This is a genomic window from Cutibacterium granulosum (assembly GCF_900186975.1).
Taxonomy (GTDB): Bacteria; Actinomycetota; Actinomycetes; order Propionibacteriales; family Propionibacteriaceae; genus Cutibacterium; species Cutibacterium granulosum.
Genome location: NZ_LT906441.1, coordinates 1,871,903 through 1,890,669 on the forward strand (window position 1 = coordinate 1,871,903; position 18,767 = coordinate 1,890,669).

14 protein-coding genes, 1 tRNA gene and 1 pseudogene are annotated in these 18,767 nt (G+C 65.7%); 10 read left to right on the forward strand and 6 right to left on the reverse strand.

Features of this window, described 5'->3' with window-relative positions:
- Positions 1-254 precede the first annotated feature (254 nt).
- The 7 genes and pseudogenes from CKV91_RS08025 (at position 255) to CKV91_RS09940 (ending at position 4,374) form a co-directional block, all read left to right on the forward strand.
- Positions 255-557 (forward strand): pentapeptide repeat-containing protein, encoded by a 303-nt coding sequence (locus CKV91_RS08025; RefSeq protein ID WP_065860521.1) that lies wholly within the window; start codon positions 255-257, stop codon positions 555-557.
- The gene (locus CKV91_RS08030) at positions 554-799 is read left to right on the forward strand and encodes a hypothetical protein (protein ID WP_021104635.1); all 246 of its coding nucleotides are present in this window, start codon (positions 554-556) and stop codon (positions 797-799) included. The genes CKV91_RS08025 and CKV91_RS08030 overlap by 4 nt, the downstream gene beginning before the upstream one ends.
- Before the next feature lie 10 nt (positions 800-809).
- Positions 810-1,064 (forward strand): hypothetical protein, encoded by a 255-nt coding sequence (locus CKV91_RS08035; protein WP_065860520.1) that lies wholly within the window; start codon positions 810-812, stop codon positions 1,062-1,064.
- 740 nt (positions 1,065-1,804) lie between these two features.
- Positions 1,805-2,712, forward strand: a pseudogene (locus CKV91_RS08045) (N-acetylmuramoyl-L-alanine amidase); the annotation flags it as partial.
- Positions 2,713-3,099, forward strand: coding sequence for a holin (locus tag CKV91_RS08050; RefSeq protein WP_021104631.1), 387 nt, complete (start codon positions 2,713-2,715; stop codon positions 3,097-3,099).
- A 295-nt stretch (positions 3,100-3,394) separates the two neighbouring features.
- Positions 3,395-4,234 carry a hypothetical protein gene (locus tag CKV91_RS08055; protein ID WP_157738770.1) on the forward strand — a complete coding sequence of 280 codons (840 nt, stop codon included), beginning with the start codon at positions 3,395-3,397 and terminating at the stop codon, positions 4,232-4,234.
- A gap of 11 nt (positions 4,235-4,245) precedes the next feature.
- Entirely contained in the window at positions 4,246-4,374 is a 129-nt protein-coding gene (locus CKV91_RS09940; protein WP_267911572.1) for a hypothetical protein, read from the forward strand.
- A gap of 491 nt (positions 4,375-4,865) precedes the next feature.
- On the opposite strand, the gene CKV91_RS08065 is transcribed toward CKV91_RS09940, so the two are convergent.
- The 4 genes from CKV91_RS08065 to CKV91_RS08080 all read right to left on the reverse strand — a co-directional run bounded on the left by CKV91_RS08065 (position 4,866) and on the right by CKV91_RS08080 (position 10,820).
- Positions 4,866-4,941: transfer RNA gene (locus CKV91_RS08065), tRNA-Pro, on the reverse strand.
- Between the two features lie 123 nt (positions 4,942-5,064).
- Positions 5,065-8,310 carry a bifunctional lysylphosphatidylglycerol synthetase/lysine--tRNA ligase LysX gene (lysX, locus tag CKV91_RS08070; protein WP_065860517.1) on the reverse strand — a complete coding sequence of 1,082 codons (3,246 nt, stop codon included), beginning with the start codon at positions 8,308-8,310 and terminating at the stop codon, positions 5,065-5,067.
- Positions 8,311-8,466: 156 nt separating this feature from the next.
- Positions 8,467-9,987 (reverse strand): hypothetical protein, encoded by a 1,521-nt coding sequence (locus CKV91_RS08075; RefSeq protein ID WP_065860516.1) that lies wholly within the window; start codon positions 9,985-9,987, stop codon positions 8,467-8,469.
- Positions 9,988-10,004: 17 nt separating this feature from the next.
- The gene (locus CKV91_RS08080) at positions 10,005-10,820 is read right to left on the reverse strand and encodes an Fpg/Nei family DNA glycosylase (RefSeq protein ID WP_065860515.1); all 816 of its coding nucleotides are present in this window, start codon (positions 10,818-10,820) and stop codon (positions 10,005-10,007) included.
- A gap of 100 nt (positions 10,821-10,920) precedes the next feature.
- On the opposite strand from CKV91_RS08080, the gene CKV91_RS08085 reads away from it, so the two are divergent.
- Entirely contained in the window at positions 10,921-11,349 is a 429-nt protein-coding gene (locus CKV91_RS08085; RefSeq protein ID WP_081659067.1) for a hypothetical protein, read from the forward strand.
- Here CKV91_RS08085 and CKV91_RS08090 read toward each other — a convergent pair.
- Positions 11,279-11,749, reverse strand: a complete 471-nt coding sequence (locus CKV91_RS08090; protein ID WP_021104624.1) for a ribose-5-phosphate isomerase — start codon at positions 11,747-11,749, stop codon at positions 11,279-11,281. The genes CKV91_RS08085 and CKV91_RS08090 overlap by 71 nt on opposite strands.
- A 179-nt stretch (positions 11,750-11,928) precedes the next feature.
- Between CKV91_RS08090 and CKV91_RS08095 the strand changes: the two genes are divergently transcribed.
- Positions 11,929-13,227: a GNAT family N-acetyltransferase gene (locus CKV91_RS08095; protein ID WP_065860605.1), complete on the forward strand. Its 1,299-nt coding sequence runs from the start codon at positions 11,929-11,931 to the stop codon at positions 13,225-13,227.
- 171 nt (positions 13,228-13,398) lie between these two features.
- Here the strand turns inward: CKV91_RS08095 and ligA are convergent, their stop codons facing one another.
- Positions 13,399-15,774 carry an NAD-dependent DNA ligase LigA gene (ligA, locus tag CKV91_RS09850; RefSeq protein ID WP_095141107.1) on the reverse strand — a complete coding sequence of 792 codons (2,376 nt, stop codon included), beginning with the start codon at positions 15,772-15,774 and terminating at the stop codon, positions 13,399-13,401.
- A 369-nt stretch (positions 15,775-16,143) separates the two neighbouring features.
- Here ligA and pepN point away from each other — a divergent pair, with 369 nt between their 5' ends.
- Positions 16,144-18,741, forward strand: coding sequence for an aminopeptidase N (gene pepN / locus CKV91_RS08105; protein ID WP_065860514.1), 2,598 nt, complete (start codon positions 16,144-16,146; stop codon positions 18,739-18,741).
- The last annotated feature ends 26 nt before the right edge of the window (positions 18,742-18,767 follow it).

Genomic DNA, 18,767 nt, shown 5'->3' on the forward strand with positions numbered 1-18,767 from the left:
CCGCCTGGAAGTACACCCACCACGTCGAACCGAAAGCAGAACGATGATCACCTACACGCCCTTCGAGGCCTTCTGCATCAACGCCGCGTCGCTCGGCGGCCTGCTCATCCTCGCCGTCCTCGTCGCTACCGCAGCCGTGTGGTGGGAGGAGGACCACCGATGAGCACCAACCTCACCATCGACGGCGACACATCCACCACCCATCATCCCTGCCCCCGCTGTCATGGCACTGGGGTCGAGCCGAGGAGTCACGCATGACCACCGTCAAAGTAGAGTCCATCATCGCTGTCGCGCAGGAGCATGGGCGCGGGGCCAGCCTGCACGGGGCCAACCTGCACGGAGCCAACCTTCGCGGGGCCCGCTGGGACGGGTTCATCATCGACGGACTCCACCCCTACCGATGCATGCTCACCCCCACCCCCCATGGCTGGACGGCCACGATCGGCTGCTGGGATGGCACCGTCGACGATCTCCGGGAGCTCATCGCAGGCGACCAGTGGCCGGAAGCCACGGGCTGTCGCAGCCAGTCGCCCTGGTCGACGACTGGTGGTGGGTGAGCGTCCACGGGGCCGCAGCCGTCATCCTCGCCATCGCGGCTGTCCGCCCGTCGCATCTGTGGGGCATCGCCGGAGCCAGCCTCAGCGCCGCCGCGTGGGCGGTGTGGTCGGCCCTCGACCTGGCATGGTCGGTCGACACGCGACCGCCCTCCTCGCTCGTCGCCCCCATCCTCGGCCTGCTCGTGTGTACCCCGCTGGCCCTGCTGACCGCCGCCGCATGGAGCGAGCACGACCTAACCTAAGGAGGCCGCCATGGGAGGGCTGGCCTCCACGATCGTCACCGGGATCGCGACAGTCCTGGCAGCCCTACTCACAGCACTGCCAGCTCTGACGCACAGGTCCCGCAAAATCCAGCGCCACCAGGCCGCCCAGATCGACGCGCTCGAGGAATGGGCCTACGAGGCCCGCCGCGCGGCACGCCGCTACAACGCATCCCTACCCGGCGCAGTGGCGCCGATATCCCTGCCTAACCTGCCAGATTGGATGACCAATGCCGCCGACGAATGAGCTCGAAACGGAGCGCCGCCAACGTCAATCATCGGAGCGTCTCAACGTGTGGCAGGCCGTCATGCTGGCGCTCCTCGTGATCGTGGTGGCCGCGCTGACGGGCTGGGCTGGGCACATCCAGGGCCAGCGTGACGCCGCCGGATCGCAGGCCGCCAGCAACGCCGACGCCGCGAAAACGCTGGCCGGGCGCGTCAAAGCTGCGTGCGCGACCAGCATCGATGAGGGCCGGTCGCTACGGCAGGCGGGTCTGTGTGATGAGGCCAGCCGCGTCGAATCTCGGGTCCGTGACGCCCCCGCGCCAACCGTCGGAGCCCCCGGACCGGCGGGACCTATAGGGCCAGCCGGGAGGCCAGGGTCGCCGGGCCAGGACGGGCGGCAGGGCCGAGGCGGTAGGCCTGGCCGCGACGCGACAGGGGCACCGGGGTTCCCTGGCAGAGATGGCCAGCCCGGCAAGGACGCCACGGGTGCACCTGGCTCGAAGGGCGACCCCGGAGACGACGGGGCTAACGGAGACAACGGCCAGCCAGGCAAGGATGGTGCCCCCGGAGCGCCTGGAAGCGATGGGCAGGCTGGGCCAGCTGGACTAGCGGGAGCACCCGGACATGACGGCAAGGATGGAGCCGACGGCAAGGACGGTCGCGGCCTCGCCTCTCTCGCCTGCCATGACGGACACCTCGTCGCCACCCTCACCGACGGCACCACCTCGACCGTCACTGGGGCCACCGTATGCGCTACCCCAGACCCCTCCCCTACCCCGACAGCCACACCGACAGCCACACCGACCCCCTGAGAGGACGCCATGACATTCATCCAGGCCGCCCACCGTGGCGGCACTTCCAACACGCCGATCACCCGGCTGGTCATCCACGCCACCTGCCCCGATGTCGGCTTCCCGTCGGCATCGCGGGCAGGACGAGCAGTATCCACAGCGGAATATTTCGCGTCCACGTCGAGGTCAGCCTCGGCGCACTACGTATGCGACATCTCTACCACGGTGCAGTGCCTGTCCGAGGCAACGATCGGCTATCACGCGCCACCAAACGCCCACTCCATCGGCATTGAAATCTGCGCCGCCGGAGGCTCGCGCGCTTCATTTGAGAAGGCTTCTCACGCATACACCCGCGAGCAATGGCTCAGCCCGCAGGTATGGCCCGCCGTGGAGCGCGCCGCGATTCTCGCCCGCGACATCTGCCACCGACACCACATCCCCATCCGCCGCCTCTCCGTCGCGCAGGTGCGGGCAGGTGAGCGCGGAATCTGCGGCCACAACGAGGTGAGCGAGGCGTTCCACCAATCCGACCACGACGACCCCGGCCCCTATTTCCCGTGGAATGAATTTATTGCCGCCGTCCAAGGAAAAACCACCACACCAGAGGGAGAACTCAGCATGTCAGACGTAAACACCCTGACCAAGCTCATCAAGGCCAGCAACGACCAGCTTCACTACGACATTGGCGTCGTCCAGACGCAAAACGGGAACATCAAGAAGAAGATCGACAATCTGTCGTGGGTGAAGAACCCCGTCACCGGCAAGAAGTGGTCCACTAAGGATGCCCTGTGGTCCGTCTGGTATTACGTGCTGGAATGCCGCAACCGCATCCAGGCTATCGAGAACCGTATTTACGACCTTGAGAAGAAGGTGAAGTGAATGGGCAAGCATTTCTGGCGCGGGTGTTTTGAGCGCGCCCTCAAGACTTTTATTCAAACGTTCATCGCCACGCTCGGTGTCGGCGTTGGTGTTGTATACACGGTAGATAGCGTTCGCGGTCTCCCGTGGCTGTCGGCTCTCATCACGGCAGCAGTAGCGGCTATTCTGTCGGTCGCCACGTCACTGGGATCGCCGGGCTTCGTGGCTGGCAATCACCCTGACGCCCCGGCCATCGCGAGTGAGGATGCAGGACTCATCGAACCTCCCGCCGAGCCCGCCCTGGACGTCCCCGCCGATGACCCCGGCATGATTGAGCCCACCGACGACACCGCCCCGACGGACAGCAAGTCCGGCTCTGTCTCTGTCGCACGCCATGCAGAGGTGTGATTATGCCCGAACCGAAGCTCCCCGCCGAGTATGCATACGGATATGTGATTGCTCGGGCCATTCGGGCTGTCGCGGACTCCACGGCAGCCGATGACCCCTACCCCGATGGCCCTCCCGTCTCCCTCAACCGGGCGGTGATTTTCCGTCCGCTGGAGACGGGGCGCATCATCAAGGGGGCACCCCTGAGCCGTCGGTGCGGTCGCAGCACGAGACAATCACTGCCGATCTGGACGCGGACGGATACCTATCGCTCAACGGCCAGCGGGGCCTGTGGCTCTGGACGGGGACGTGGCAGGTGTCGTTTGCCGCCGATCTGGGCTGGACCCCGTATCAGATCACGGTCACCACGGATCACACAGTGGATCATCCGCTGGACCTGTGGACCGCCGCCGGGTGGCAGCCACCCTCACCCACCACACCAACAGTCACCATCCTTGTCCCGGCTACCGTCCACGACGGCGACGTGCTCATACGCAGCGGCAACGAGGTCACCGGTATCCCACAGGAAACTTTCCAGGGCCCACCTGGCCCTCCCGGACCCATCGGCGCGACGGGGCAGCCATCCACTCTCACCGGGACAGGCCCGGGCCGTCCCGACATCATCTCGACACTGGACGCTTCGGGCCGGGCGTGGGTGCAATCAGCCCCTGTCGGTGCGCTGTGGGCCTCAACTGACGGCGCGGAGGTTGGGGCGTGGCAGTGGCAGCGGACACCGAAAAGCTGGCGCGTCACATACGGCATGACCCCGTTTATCAGCTTCCAGGACACCCTGCTAGCACTCCTCCGCAACTTCGGTTTTACAGTAGACCCGATTCCCGGCATGAGAAATGGTGTCGTGCGACATAATAACCTCATCATGCTGGATATTGGTATCGACATTAAATCCAAACCCGATAGGGGCGAAAATCTGGACATTAAAAGCGCTATAGGGTACGGGTGGATATGGAAGAGCATGAACATTAACAATGCCAATGGCGTTCTCATTGATTTTTCAACCGCAAGAATTCATTGGGCCAATGGCATTTATGTCCGCATATGGGATACTGGCCACGTCAAGATGTCGCGAGTATTTCTTGAGATGGACGAGAGCATGACATGGCCAACATCCCTGACCAATCCAAACGCCCCCACATGACAGGAGAACCCATGACTGACGATATACCCGCATTCCTTACCTGGCCCAACCTGACGCCTGACGACCTCGACTATGTCTCCGGGGCAGGTGGGGCCATCCTTGGCGAATGTGTCGCCCGCCTCGCCGACATCACCGTCTGAGGAACAGTCACACAAGCCGCCCTCGACCACATTGCGTGGCCGGGGGCGGCTTTTTTGCTATCTCCGCCACACGGTGACGGTGCCGGTGCCAACGAATGATGCTCCCTCGGGGCCGCGAATGAACGGGCCGACCCACTGCAGGCGGCGGCTGCGCTTGGGGCCGTAGGATTGGTGTGTCCAGTGTCCCCGCACCACATGACGGGTCGTCAACCGCCTGCCGGGGGCTTCTTTCTTGCTGACAGAATGATCACCTCGCACTCCGAGGCAGAATGCTACCCACCGTAGCAATTCGCTCACTCGCATTGAGCGTTTCGTACGGTTCTCGTACGGTCGCATACAGGAGCAGATGCATCACCCCTAGTCACAGGCGTACGTCGTACGCTCGCAATCTCCCACCAGGGGACGCTTGACTCCGACCCATTCCACATCATGCGGGCATGAAAAGAGCCGCCCCACTAGGTGCAACACCCACCGAAACAGCCCTGACAAGGTGGTCGGGGCGACAGGACTCGAACCTGCGGTCTCCTGCTCCCAAAGCAGGCGCGCTAGCCACTACGCTACGCCCCGTTGACCTGCCCAGCTTACTGGATTGGACGCCGTAGCGCGAATTGCCAAGAGCCCAAGCTCCCAGACAGCCCACAGCTCATGGTTTCCGGACAGTCCAGCCGGGTCCGTCCCGAACGTGGTCTCTCACACCCTGCGAGGCCTGACCAGCGGGAAGGCAATCGTCTCACGGATGGATGCCCCGGTGAGCATCATGACGAGCCGGTCCAGTCCCATGCCCATGCCCCCCGACGGGGGCATCGCATATTCCAGTGCCTCCAGGAAGTCCTCGTCGAGTTCCATCGCCTCGGGATCACCACCAGCGGCTCGCAACGACTGGGCAGTGAATCGTTCCCGCTGGATCACCGGGTCGACGAGCTCGGTGTAGGCCGTGGCCACCTCCGAGCCCAGGACGATGAGGTCCCACTTCTCGGCAAGCCGTGGATCGTCACGGTGCTGACGAGTCAGCGGAGAGACCTCGGTGGGAAAGTCACAGTAGAACGTCGGCTCGACGGTGGTGCGTTCGCTGAGGTGCTCGTGCAGCTCCAGTACGACGTCACCGCGGGAGGCGGACGGCTTGACGGGAATGCCGAGCTTCTTGGCGTGGGCGACGAGTTGCTCCCGGGACGTGTCGGCACTCACCTCCTCACCCAGCGCCTGCGACAGTGCCTCGTTGACGGTGACGACTCGCCACGGTGCGGCCAGGTCGAACTCGTGACGCTTTGCCTGCCGATCAACCCCGCGGACCATCGTCGTGCCCAGTGCTGCGGTGGCAGCACGACGAATCATCTGGGCAGTGAGTTCACGCATCTGGACATAATCACCATATGCCTGGTATGCCTCGAGCATGGTGAACTCCGGGTTGTGGGTGGCGTCGGCCCCTTCGTTGCGGAAATTGCGTCCGATCTCGAACACCCTGCCCACACCGCCGACCATGAGTCGCTTGAGGTACAGCTCCGGGGCAATACGCAGGTACAGATCGGTGTCGTAGGCATTGATGTGGGTGCGGAACGGCCGGGCATTCGCCCCGCCGTGAATGGTTTGCAGAATCGGGGTCTCGACCTCGAGGAAGTCATGGGAGAGCAAGGTCTCCCGTACTGCCCGAATCGCCCGGGACCGTGCCACGAGCTGATCGCGAGAGCTCGGGTTGACGATGAGGTCGAGGTAGCGGCGTCGTACCTTGGACTCGGGGTCCGTGAGACCGTCACGCCGGTTGGGCAGTGGACGCAGCGACTTGGCCGAGACCTGCCAGTGCTCGGCCAACAGGCTCGTCGTGCCATTGCGTGACCTGCCGATCGTCCCGGAGACGACGAGATGGTCTCCCAAGGAGAGCTGGTTGCGCAGTCGTCGCATGGATCGAGCGCCCAGGGCCCTTTCCTCAAGCAACACCTGACACTGCCCCGACCAGTCGGCCATGTCGCAGAAGACCACTCCTCCGTGGTCGCGCGTCGCCACGACTCGGCCACTGAGGCTCATCTGCTCACCCATCGCCGCATGCACCACATCGCCCGGGGCATGGTCGGGGGTGCAGTCGGGAGGATAGGGCTGGACGCCGGCATCAAGCATGTGCTGGCGAGTCGCCATCCGTACCCGCATCTGCTCGGGCAGCCGACGCTGCGGCAGTGATGGCGCCTCGGCTCGGGAGCTCAGGAAGGCAGCAATCTCGGGATGTTCCTCGGCACGGTGGATGGGTTGTTCGGGCGAGACACCCCGGTAGAGCCAGCGCGGAATGTCGAGTTGTCCCTCGGCAATGCCCATGGCCAGCCCCACCTGTGCCAGATCTGCCGTCACCGGGAAGACGAGGTACCGAGGCTGCCAACTGGGCAGGTACTTGACGTTGGAGTGGTAGAGCTGTTCGATCTGGAACCACCGTGACGCCGTACCGACCAGCCGGCGATTGAGACGATGCACCATGAGGGCGCCGACCTGGTCACCCTGTTCGATCATCTCGCGCAGCACGGCGAAGTTGAGTGAGACTCGGTGAATGCCCATCTCACGCCCAGCAGCCATGAGACCGGCGACCATGAGTTCGGTGACGCCATTGTCGGCCTTCTGCAGATCACGTCGCATGACGTCGAGACTGAGCCCGTCGGGGCCCCAGGGCACGAAGGAGAGCAGCGCTGCAGTGCGTCCTGCCATCGGGCCGTCCACCGGGTACAACGCCTCGACCATCACCGAACGTCCGTCCAACGGGTCCCCCAGTCGGGACAGGGCCATGGAGAATCCACGTTCATCGCCGTTGCGACGCCACAGGTCGGCCAGGGCGATGAGGTGGGCGAGTTCCTGCGGGTCGATCTCGTCATGACGTCGCACCCGAGTCGTGTAGCCAGCTCGGCGCAACCGGTTGACGCTGGTGCGCACCGATTTCATCTCCGGAGCTTCCAGGGTGAAACTCTGTGGCGACAAGATGGCCTCGTCGCCGATGCGCACTGCCCGCAGGCCCGCCCGCTGCCATGCAAGGGTGCCCTGTTCGGAGGTACCCAGCACGGCAGGCGTCCATCCGTTGGAATGAGCCATGTCCATGAAGGCCGAAATTGCCCCAGACCACTGTTCTCGCGGTCCGATGGGGTCCCCGGAGGCCAAGGCCACGCCCAGCTCGGCACGGTAGCAGATCGCTGCCCGGTGATTCTCGGAGAAGATGGCCGCCTTGTCACGCCGCAACGAGAAGTACCCCAGCGAGTCTGCCGGGTTCTGTGCCAGCAGACGACGCAGCTCCAGTTCCTCGTCGATGTCGATGAATCTGATGTCGTGCTGGGACCGCATGAGGACGATGAGCGCCGCAACCACTGCCACGGCCATGAGGAAGCTCACGATGCGGAACAGCCATCCGGGCATCGTCGCGTCCACTGGGACAATGCCGGGAATGTTGGTGAGATGTTCGAGCAGGGTGAGCAGCCGGGACGCGGGACTGTCGGTGACACCTGCTGCCGAGCTCATGGCCCACCCGGCTGCGAGCGAGACGAGGACACCGACGAGGGCGACGAGTACCGCCCGGTTGAAGTTTCGCCTGGCCACCCGGGCCACGAAATCACGTCGGTCGGCGATGAGCAGGCAGAGTATGGCGCCAATGCTCACCACATTGAACAGGTACTCGGCGAGACAGTAGTCGGACACGTAGTCCGTGGGCCGTCCGGAGGTCACCTCGATGACGAGGGCAGCGACGTAACCCCAGGTGATGAGCCAGCGCACCAAGAAACCCACCACGCACACCCACCAGGCGATTCTCCTGCGTTGCTTGAGGGAGAACGAGAAGATGACGAGCAGAACAGCCGTCAACCAGCCCGATCCTTCGATGGGGAACACGAGAATCGTGAATGCCCGAACGAGCCCGTCAAGCCACCAGGTTCGGCGGAAGAGCAACGCGAGGATCAACAGTGCAGCCCCGACACCCATGAGTCTGGGCACCAGGGAAGCCGCATGGGGTCTGCTGTGACGAGTGAATGGCACGATGCATACTTTGCCAGCAAATACCGGTAATTCCACACCGAGGACTGGCTGGGAGAACCGATCTCCTCCATCTGGATCACCGGGCAGGAGGATCGATCCGGTTCACCACGTGAGCAGGGCCAGGACGGCGTCGTCGAGATGTTCGGCAGCCAGTAGGCGACGTCTCGCTCGATCCCGCATGACGCCGATCGGTTCACCGAAGGGTTGATGCAGGCCGGGCCACACCGAGGTCACCGCCAGCGCCCAGGCCGTCACCTCGAGGGGCACCTGACCATCCCTGGCCATCAGCGGCCCCGGGTTGACGGCCGGTACGACCTCCCCCAACAACCATGCGGCATGGTTGGCACGTGGGCCGACGGTGGCAGGTGGCGTGAGCCACAGGTCACGTTCCGCCGCTGCCAGCACGGCCGCCCAGTCAGGAGTGTCCACATGGTCGGTGGACGGATCGCGTGGGATCCGTGGGTCGCAGTTCTCGGCATCGCCGGCACCCGAGCGCCGGGGACGGTCGCTGATCGGTTCGGCCAGATGTGCCGGATCTCGACCCGGGCCACTCACCGAGGCGGCGGTGTCCATCGCATCGTCCGGACCGGGGCGGCCGGTCGCCGCCCTGACACTGGCCATCAGCGCCTGGGACATGAGTGCCCCCGGCGAACCCCGATCAAGGTGTTGACAGGCACGTTCTGCCGTGTCCCACAGCTCGTCGTCAGCGAGGGACCAGGAGGCCTGGCATCCTGCGCAGGTGGCCAGGACATGATCGCCCCGAAGGCTGGCAGTGCCGCTGTGGTCATCTCGTCTCGCCAGCACGTTCTCCACGATCTCGCGTGCGAGCAACAGGCCGTCATGATCGACGAGTCCCTGCAGGCTGGCCCAGGTGAGAAGCCACGCCGCGCCGCCGCTGGCACGACGCGGATCAGCAGATGTGAGGAGCTCGTGGGCCCGGGCCGTCACCCTGGCGGCCAGGCTCGGGGCCGACCCCACGTCGAGCAGGACGTCGCCGCTGGCACGACGCATTTCGAGCCGGTGCATGCCCAACGGAACGGTGACCTGCTCCGAGGCCATCTCGTCACCGTCCAGCAGGATCGCCGAATCCGGGTCGCAGAGATCGATGACACTGCCCATCTCGACGACCAGGCTCGCAGGCAACCAGCCGGGCAGCATGGCTCGCACCCGTGCCACGTCCGGCACCACCTCACCGCGCCAGGATGCGAGCAGCGGGCGATCGGGGCTCACCTGCACCGTTGGGCCCCACAGCGACACTCCTCCATTGGCCAGGCCCGCCCGGCCGGCCTGCTCGGTCCACACGAGGAGTTCACTGCCCACGCGAGCAACGACACAGCCACGTGATCCGGCTGGCCACACCTGCACGGGTTCATCGACGTCGAAGCACCACCGGGGACCGGGAACCCGTACTGGGCCGGGTCCATCGGCCTTGAGCACGACGCGCAGGGTGAGGCCGGGATCCACGCCGACACGTGAGACGAGGCTCGCGCCGGCTGGATGGTGCCAGCGACACACCCGTTCTGCGAACTCGGTCTCGTCGCTCACCAGTTCCCATCCTGGTGCGACGACCCGACTGGTGCGTTCATCCCAGGGCGGAAGCTGCGGACTCTCGGACTGACTCATCGGCTCCTCCCCGGGGTTCAGTGATGTCTGCGCTGGCAGCGCGGGCACCAGAACAGGTGGCGTCCGGCCACGGTACGTTGCTCGATCGGGGTGTCACAGACCAGGCAGCGTTGCCCAACTCGTCGGTACACGTAGACCTCCCCGCCGTGTCGGTCGACCCGTGCAGGGCGTCCCATGGCCTGCGGGGTGTGCTCGGGGCGCACCGTGTCGATACGTCCGCTGGCCACCCCGGCGCGCATGAGCACGACGAGATCGTCCCAGATGGCGTGAAACGTGGCTGCTCTGAGATCACGGCCAGGCGTGGCAGGGTCGATTCGATGCCGAAAGAGCACCTCGGCGCGGTAGATGTTGCCCACCCCTGCGGTGATCGACTGGTCCATGAGCAGTTCGGCGATGGACCTACCACTGGCTCGTACCCGACGCCACGGGACCTTCCAGTCCGCGTCGTCTCGGATGGGGTCGGCACCCAGACGTTCCCGCACCCGGCGCCAGGCTGCTTCGTCGAGCAGTTCACAGGTCTGGGGGCCACGCAGATCTGCATCCGTGGCACCATCACCGATGCGCAGTCGCACCTGACCTCGTACCGGGGCGTGCGGGGCCAGGGAGAACTTGCCGATGAGCCCCAGATGGATGTGGATGAGGTGTTCTGCCGGACGGTCGATGTCGATGACGAGATGCTTTCCCCAGGCGTGCGCTGCGCGCAGGACCTCACCGTCCAGCACGGCTGCCTCGGCAGCGAACCTGCCCTGTGGGGAGCTCACCTGGACGGGCCGACCGGCAAAGGCGTCGTTGAGCGCACCGGCAAGACGATGAATGACGTGACCCTCCGGCACGAGACCCTCCCCGATGGTTGAGCTGAGGTTCCAGTATGACCCATGGGAAAAAGACGTGGTCGGAAACTGACTGCCGCCCCCGTCGTGGTGAAATGGCACGGTGAGCAAGAAGAACCGCGGCAAGACCTCCCGTCCCCAAGGCCAGAAGACGAATCCCGACACGGTCCGACAGCAGCAGGAGGGACACTCCCGACCTGGAAGTCCTCGTCAGAAGCACGGGCGCGGCACAGCAGCCCCCAACCATGCCGGGGATTCCCGCGCGGCACGACGTGAGAACCCCACCTCCCCCGGCCGGCGACGCCACGGCCCAGTGGTCAACGGTCTGCGGGCGCTGCGCAGCCGAGAGCTCAAACCCTGGTCCCGGCGCGAGAGGACGTCAGGATCGGCCATGCCGGCCAAGGGCAAGGAGTGGGACCACATCCTGGCAGACCTGCGCCGCCGTGCCGAGGGAAGTGCGGTCACAGCCGACCCGTCTGCTCCCAGGTCGTCAACTCATCGATCCGACGCTGGTGACGCTCCTCACCGGTGAACTCGGTGGTGAGGAACACCTCGACCATCTGCCAGGCCTCCTCGTGGGACTGCATGCGTCCCCCGAGGCTCAACACATTGGCGTCGTTGTGCTCGCGGGCCAGCCGGGCGATCTCGGTGTTGTAGGCCAGCGCGGCACGAATTCCCGTGACCTTGTTCGCGGCGATCTGCTCACCATTGCCCGACCCGCCGAGTACCAGCCCCAGTGATCCGGCGTCATCGACGACGGCCTGGGCAGCAGGGATGCAGAACCGTGGGTAGTCGTCCTGGGAGTCGTACTCGTGGGCTCCGTGGTCGGCAACCTCGTACCCAGCGTCCTGCAGACGGGTGACGAGGTACTCCTTGAGCTCGTACGCAGCGTGATCGGTGCCGATGTGGACTCGTGTGGGATGGAAAACCATGATGCCATACTGTCACCTGCACCACATCCGCGGCGGCGCGGGACGGCCATTTCTGGTCCGGACGCTGCTGGCGTGGGGCGGGAGGATCGGGACTCGTGCCCCGGTGGAATGCGTCCTCCAGCAGGCAATTCACCTCAATTCATGTGTGGGGGTGACGCCGAGAGACTACTTTTGTGATCATGACAACTGCTGAAACAGGTCACTTCCACCAGCTTCCCGAGCAGTATCGATTCGCCCTCGTCGACGCCAATGGTGAGCCCACCGAGCAGTGCCGGAACCACCTGCGCGCCATCTCCATGGGATTTCACTACGCCGCGCCCGACGAGGATGGGTATGCCCAGTATGCCAAGGATTCGACTGGGGCACGGCTGCGCGAGGTCCGCGAGGTGGAACCCAGCGGGGAACTTCCCGGGCTACCGATTGCGACCCTCACCGGCTACGACCAGACCGTCAACACCGGCCACGGACACCTGGAATCGGCAGAGTTCATCACCGACGTCACGGTGCGTGCCACTCATCGCAGACGCGGGCTGCTGCGCTCCCTCATGACGTACGAACTCGACCAGGCACGCCAGGCCGGCAAGACCTTTGCCGCCCTCACCGCCACCGAGGGAAGCATCTACGGACGCTACGGGTTCGGCATCGCCACCCAGGCGATGAGCGTCGAGGTGACGAAGGGACGCAACTTCTCCCTGCCTCACGAGCCGGCCGGAACCATCGAGATCGTCCATCCCGGAGCGATCGACGACGTGCGTGAGGCGGTGTTCGCCGACTTCCACGCCAGCCACCGTGGTTCCCACGGCCGACAGCGTCTGCAGCTGAACTACGCGGCAGGTCGCTGCACCGCCGACCACCTCTCCACACCGAATCCGCGAATGCGTTCGGCCGTGCACCGTGACGACTCCGGCCGGCCGGACGGCGTCGTCTCCTACGAGGTGACCGAGGACTTCGGCAAGCTGCTCAAGGTGCACGACTTCGTCACCGTCAACCCGGATGCCGAGTTGGCGCTGTGGAAGTTCCTCACCTCGGTGGATCTGGTGACGAAGGTCGAGGCACCGATCGTCGGCCGCTCGACCCCGCTGCAGTGGGCGATCAAGGATCCCTACCAGATGCGGATCACCGGCATGAAGAACTTCACCTGGCTGCGCGTGCTCGATGTGCAGCGTGCCCTGGAGGTGCGTGGCTGGGATCACGCCGGCACCGTGCAGTTCCGCATCGAGGATCCGCTGGGCTGGTGCGACGGCACCTGGCAGGTCGAGGTCTCCGAGCCCGGTGCGCAGGCCGTCGTCACTCGGATCGACGACCGCGACGACGTGGCGAGCTTCGGCATCCGGGCACTGGGATCGATGTACTTCGGCCTGGCGCACGCCCATTCCCTGGCCGCGGCCGGACGCGTGAACTGCACCCCGGAGCAGCTCCTGGAGCTTGACCGGTTCTTCGACACCTTCGATCAGGCGTACAACATCACCGGATTCTGACCCCATTCCCCGGGGGTGCCACACGCCTGGGTCCCACGGCACGTGAGGCGTGGTGGGCAATGACCCGCCCCAGCACCAGGTGAGTCGCCCTCGGAACGGCTGGGTCGCCCCCCGAAACGCTGGACGCCGTGCGGGGCTGGAGCGGGTGGGAATTGTCGTGCCGAGCCAGTCTCAGGCGATCGTCGGCACTGCCCGGGGACCGTGTTCGAGCAGGTGTCGGAACCCGGACTCGTCAAGGATCGGCCTGCCGAGTTCGCGGGCCTTGGTCTCCTTGGAACCGGCATTCTCCCCGACGACGACGTAGTCGGTCTTGCGTGAGACCGATCCGGCTGCCTTGCCACCGCGACTGACGATCGCCTCCTTGGCCTCGTCACGGGTGAATCCCTCCAACGACCCGGTGACGACGACCGTGAGACCCTCCAAGGTCTGTGGCGCGGTGTCGTCGGTGTCGTCGGCCATGCGCACCCCGGCTGCACGCCACCGCTCGATGATCTCGCGGTGCCAGTCCACCTCGAACCAGGCGACGATGGAGGCCGCCAGCACCGGGCCCACCCCGTCCACCTCGGAGAGTTCGTCGACGCTGGCCCGTGCCAGGGCGTCGATGGAGCCGAATCGTGCGGCAACGCTGCGGGCTGCGGTGGGGCCCATGTGCCGGATCGACAGGGCCACCAGCACCCGCCACAGCGGCTGGGACTTGGCCTTGTCCAGTTCCGCGACGAGCTTGCGGGCGGTGGCATTGGGGGCGGCCGGCCTGGTGGCCGTGGCCCGGGTGGCGAAGAACGGTTCGAGCTGCCAAGGACCGGGACCGGCCTTGGTCTTGCGCTGCCGCCAGACCTTGACGTCCATGAGGTCGTCGACGGTGAGGTCGAACAGACCTGCCTCACTGGCGAGCAGCGGGGTCTGCGGGGCGGGCAGCTCGCCGGTGCGGTCGGCCGAGTCGGCACCATCGGTGCTGTCCCCGCTCGCCCCGGCACCATCATTGGCGGCGCCAACCGTCTCGTCACCAGCTGAACTGCAGCTGCCCCGGGCTGGGTCTCCTGCACCGTGGCCATCGGGGGCGGGCCGGGACTCCTCGGGGTTGGTGAGGGCGATCGCCGCCTCCCACCCGAGCGACTCGACGTCCAAGGCCTGTCGGGATCCCAGGGCGAACACTCGTTCGCGCAACTGTGAGGGGCAGCTGCGCGCATTGGGGCAGCGCAAATCCTTGTCGCCGTCCTTCTCGTAGCGCAGCTCGGTGCCGCAGGCTGGGCAATGGGTCGGCATGACGAACTCTCGCTCGGTGCCGTCACGCAGTTCGACGACTGGGCCCAGGATCTCGGGGATGACGTCGCCGGCCTTGCGCAGTACGACGGTGTCACCGATGAGCACCCCCTTGCGTTTGACCTCGAAGCCGTTGTGCAGGGTGGCCATCTCCACGGTGGATCCGGCGACCGTCACGGGTTCCATCACCCCGAAGGGCGTCACCCGGCCGGTGCGCCCCACGTTCACCTGGATGTCGAGCAGCCTGGTGTTGACCTCCTCGGGTGGGTACTTGTAGGCGATGGCCCAGCGCGGTGCCCGTGAGGTGGCTCCCAGCCGTTTCTGGGTGGCCACCTCGTCGATCTTCACGACGACCCCGTCGATCTGGTGACTCGCGTCGTGTCGGTGTTCGCCCCAGTGTGCGATGAAGTCGAAGACCTCGTCAGGAGTGTCGACGAGCTGGTAGTACGGCGAGACGGGCAGCCCCCAGGCAGAGAGTTTCTCGTACATCTGCGCCTGACTCGTGACGTCGAGTCCCTCCACGGCCCCCAGGCCGTGCACGATCATCGACAGTGGACGGGTTGCGGTGACCGAGGAATCCTTCTGACGCAGCGACCCGGCAGCAGCATTGCGTGGATTGGCGAACGGGTTGCGCCCCTGCTCCACCAGGGCGGCGTTGAGACTCTCGAAGTCGGCCACGGGGAAGAACACCTCGCCGCGCACCTCGAGCAGATCGGGCACATCCACACCGCGAAGTCGCGTGGGGATGGCCTTGATGGCTCGTACATTGGCGGTGACGTCCTCCCCGACCCGGCCGTCGCCACGAGTGGCACCGCTCACCAGACGTCCTCGTCGGTACACCAGATCGACGGCGAGCCCATCGATCTTGAGTTCGCAGAGAAGTCGCACCGGTGCGTCGGCAGCTTCGGTGGTGCGAGACAGCCAGGTCGCCATCTCGTCGCGATTGAAGACGTTGTCCAGACTGAGCAACCGCTCCAGGTGCTGCACCGGGGCGAACTCGGTGACCCGCTGAGGTGCCCCGACCCGCTGAGTGGGCGAGTCGGGCACTCGCAGCTCGGGATGGTCATCCTCCAATGACTTGAGGCTGGCCATGAGCTCGTCGTAGGCGGCGTCGGAGATCGTCGGAGCGTCGGAACCGTAGTAGGCGTCCTGGGCGTCGAGGATCTGGCGGACGAGTTGCCCCCAGCGGTGGCGCAGATCGGCCTGTTCGTCGGTGTGCTCCAGGCCAGCGGCGTCCGGCTCGGTGCCGTCAGGTCCAGTGCTCCCAGACCCGGTGGCCTTCGTCATCGCGTCCGCAACTCCCTCGTCGGCAGCTCTTTCGTCCGCCAGCTCGGTGTCCACATGCTCGGTGGGATCAGTCATGCCTCCATTCTTGCGCACTGCAGCGGGGGACATGGTCAGCCCGGCGAGAGCCAGACAGCCGCGCAGAATCATCAGTCGTTCCCCGACCGTCCGGTGCACTTCGTCAAGGTGGTCGTCAGGCGCCACCCTGACATCCACACTTCGTACGTTCGGCAGTTGCTGAATCGTCTGCTGTTCGTGACCAATCGCCCCATCCGACACATGGTGCGCCACCGCGCCCCGATACAGTGAGCAGTATTGAGACTCAACACCGGATGCCCATGTGCTCCGGCTCATGGATGACAGGAAGGCACGATGAACTCGCTCAACATCACCCGCGACGAGGCGCATCGCCGCTCAACGATCGTCACTGCACACAGCTACCGCGTCGTCGTGGATCTGTCTGGCCGGGACCCTCGAGGAGAGGCCTTGGCCGATCCGACCGGCACCTTCGTGTCGTCCTCCACGATCTCATTCTCCAGCACCGGGGGCCAGACCCATGTCGACCTCGTCGCGGACGGGGTGTACGCCGTCGTCCTGGACGGGGTACCACTGGACCCGGCCGCGCACCAGGGCAACCGCTACCCCATCAGCGTCGAGGCCGGCGAGCACTGCCTGACGATCATCGCGCTGTGCCGCTACTCCCACACCGGCGAGGGGCTGCACCGCTTCGTCGACCCCGCCGACGAGCGGGTGTACCTCTACAGTCAGTTCGAGACCGCCGACGCCCGTCGCATGTTCGCCACCTTCGAGCAGCCGGACCAGAAGGCAACTTTCGCACTACAGGTCATCGCGCCGAGTCACTGGGTCGTCGTGTCGAACTCCCCCACCCCCGAACCCGAGGATGGCCCGTACGACGGCATGAGCAGGTGGAGCTTCGCCCCCACCGTGCCGATCGCCACCTACCTCACCGCCCTGGTCGCCGGTGAGTACCACGTCGACCACGGCACCATCACCTCCACCAAGGGTGAGCTGGGGGCCGACATCCTGTGCCGTCAGTCGCTCAAGGAGCATCTGGACGCCGATCGCATTCGTCACATCACCCAGCGCGGGTTCGACGTCTACGAGTCCGAGTTCGACTATGCCTACCCCTTCGAGAAGTACGACCAGTCGTTCGTGCCCGAGTTCAATGCCGGTGCCATGGAGAACGCTGGGTGCGTCACCCACCGCGACGAGTACCTGTTCCGTTCCCGGGTGACGTCGGCAGCCCACCTCAACCGCGACGTGACGATCCTGCACGAGCTGGCACACATGTGGTTCGGCGACCTCGTCACCATGAAGTGGTGGGACGACCTGTGGCTCAACGAGTCCTTCGCCGAGTGGTGCTCCTACCACTGCCGCGCCGTCATCAGCGCCCAGGACGGTGGGGAGGACCCGTGGGTGTCGTTCGCCAACCAGCGCAAGACGTGGGGCTACACCCAGGATCAGCTGCCCACCACGCACCCGATCGCAGCCGACATGGTCGATCTGGACGCCGTGGAGCAGAACTTCGACGGCATCACCTATGCCAAGGGCGCATCGACCCTCAAGCAGCTGGTGGCCTTCGTCGGCCAGGAGAACTTCCTTGCCGGGGTGCACGAGTACTTCGTCGCACACGAATTCGGCAACACCGAGCTCGCCGACCTGCTCACCAAGCTGCACGACGCCTCCGGACGAGACCTCTCCGACTTCACCGACACCTGGCTCAAGACCCCGGGCGTGAACGTCATGCAGGCTGACTTCGACGTCGACGCCCAGGGCAATTTCACTCGGTTCGACGTGGTGCAGAGTGCCTCCGAACGGTTCCCCGTGCTGCGCACCCACCGAATGGGGATCGGCATCTACTCCCTGCGCGATGGTGCCCTGGTGCGTACCGACGGTCTGGAAGTGGACGTCCACGGCGAGCGCACCCCCATCGCGGCCCTGGTCGGCCACCACCGTGGCGACCTCGTCCTGCTCAACGACGGTGACCTCACCTATGCCAAGGTGCGGCTGGACGACGTCTCCCTGGCAACCTTGGAGGCACACATCGACGCCATCACCGACCCGCTGGCCCGCGCCCTGTGCTGGGCCTCGGCATGGGACATGTGCCGGGACGGTGAGATGACGGCCCAGGACTACGTACGTCTCGTGACCACTGGCCTGGGTTCGGAGACCGACCTCACTGCGATGCAGGCCCTCGCCGCCCAGGCGACCATGGCCACCGAGCGGTTTGCCGCCGCGTCGGTGCGCAAGGACACCCGCATGGCCCTGGTGTCGAGCCTCGCCGCACAGCTCAAGGGTGCCGAGCCCGGATCAGACCGTCAGGTGGCGCTGGCCAATGGTCTCATCGACGCTGCCGGTCCCGAGGCTGTCGAGGTGTTGCAGGGCTGGCTGGCTGACGAGGAGGTGCCCGAAGGGCTCACCGTGGACCAAGGTGTGCGCTGGCGTGTCCTCATCGCGCTGGCCCGCCTCGGTGCGGCCGACGAGGCCCTCATCGCTGCCGAGCAGCAGCGTGATGGCACCAGTGCGGGAGCCGAGGAGGCCGCCTCGGCTCGTTCGGCCGCTGCGGACGCCGACCTCAAGGCCGCCGCGTGGCACCTCGCCACCGAGGACCCGACGGTGCCCAACGAGACCTACCGGCACATCACTCGCAGCTTCATCCAACCTGGCCAAGAGGACCTGCTGGAGCCCTACGCCGCCAAGTACCTGCAACTGTGTGAGCAGATCAGCACCGGGCAGGGGCAGTGGGCCAACGCCGGTCACGCCCAGGTGCAGAATGCGCTGACCTTCCTCTTCCCGGCGACGCTGGCCGACCGGGCCTGGCTGGACGGGCTGTACTCATGGATGCGTGATGCCGAGCTGAACAGCACGGTGCTGCGCGTGCTGCTGGAACGGGCCGACATGGCAGAGCGTGCCCTGCACTGCCAGAACGCCAGCGGCGCACGCGGCTGACGCCTGGCCGGTCCGGCTGCTCCGTG

What these genes read in the sequence shown, in the direction of transcription:
- lysX (WP_065860517.1), bottom strand. Translation starts at nt 8,310, where the DNA reads ATGGGTGTCGGGGCTGCACTGTTGATCCTCGCGTTGCTCTTCCGCCGA.
- CKV91_RS08050 (WP_021104631.1), top strand. Translation starts at nt 2,713, where the DNA reads ATGGGCAAGCATTTCTGGCGCGGGTGTTTTGAGCGCGCCCTCAAGACT.
- CKV91_RS08090 (WP_021104624.1), bottom strand. Translation starts at nt 11,749, where the DNA reads ATGGTTTTCCATCCCACACGAGTCCACATCGGCACCGATCACGCTGCG.
- CKV91_RS08035 (WP_065860520.1), top strand. Translation starts at nt 810, where the DNA reads ATGGGAGGGCTGGCCTCCACGATCGTCACCGGGATCGCGACAGTCCTG.
- CKV91_RS08095 (WP_065860605.1), top strand. Translation starts at nt 11,929, where the DNA reads ATGACAACTGCTGAAACAGGTCACTTCCACCAGCTTCCCGAGCAGTAT.
- CKV91_RS08075 (WP_065860516.1), bottom strand. Translation starts at nt 9,987, where the DNA reads ATGAGTCAGTCCGAGAGTCCGCAGCTTCCGCCCTGGGATGAACGCACC.
- ligA (WP_095141107.1), bottom strand. Translation starts at nt 15,774, where the DNA reads ATGACGAAGGCCACCGGGTCTGGGAGCACTGGACCTGACGGCACCGAG.
- CKV91_RS08025 (WP_065860521.1), top strand. Translation starts at nt 255, where the DNA reads ATGACCACCGTCAAAGTAGAGTCCATCATCGCTGTCGCGCAGGAGCAT.
- CKV91_RS09940 (WP_267911572.1), top strand. Translation starts at nt 4,246, where the DNA reads ATGACTGACGATATACCCGCATTCCTTACCTGGCCCAACCTGACGCCT.
- pepN (WP_065860514.1), top strand. Translation starts at nt 16,144, where the DNA reads ATGAACTCGCTCAACATCACCCGCGACGAGGCGCATCGCCGCTCAACG.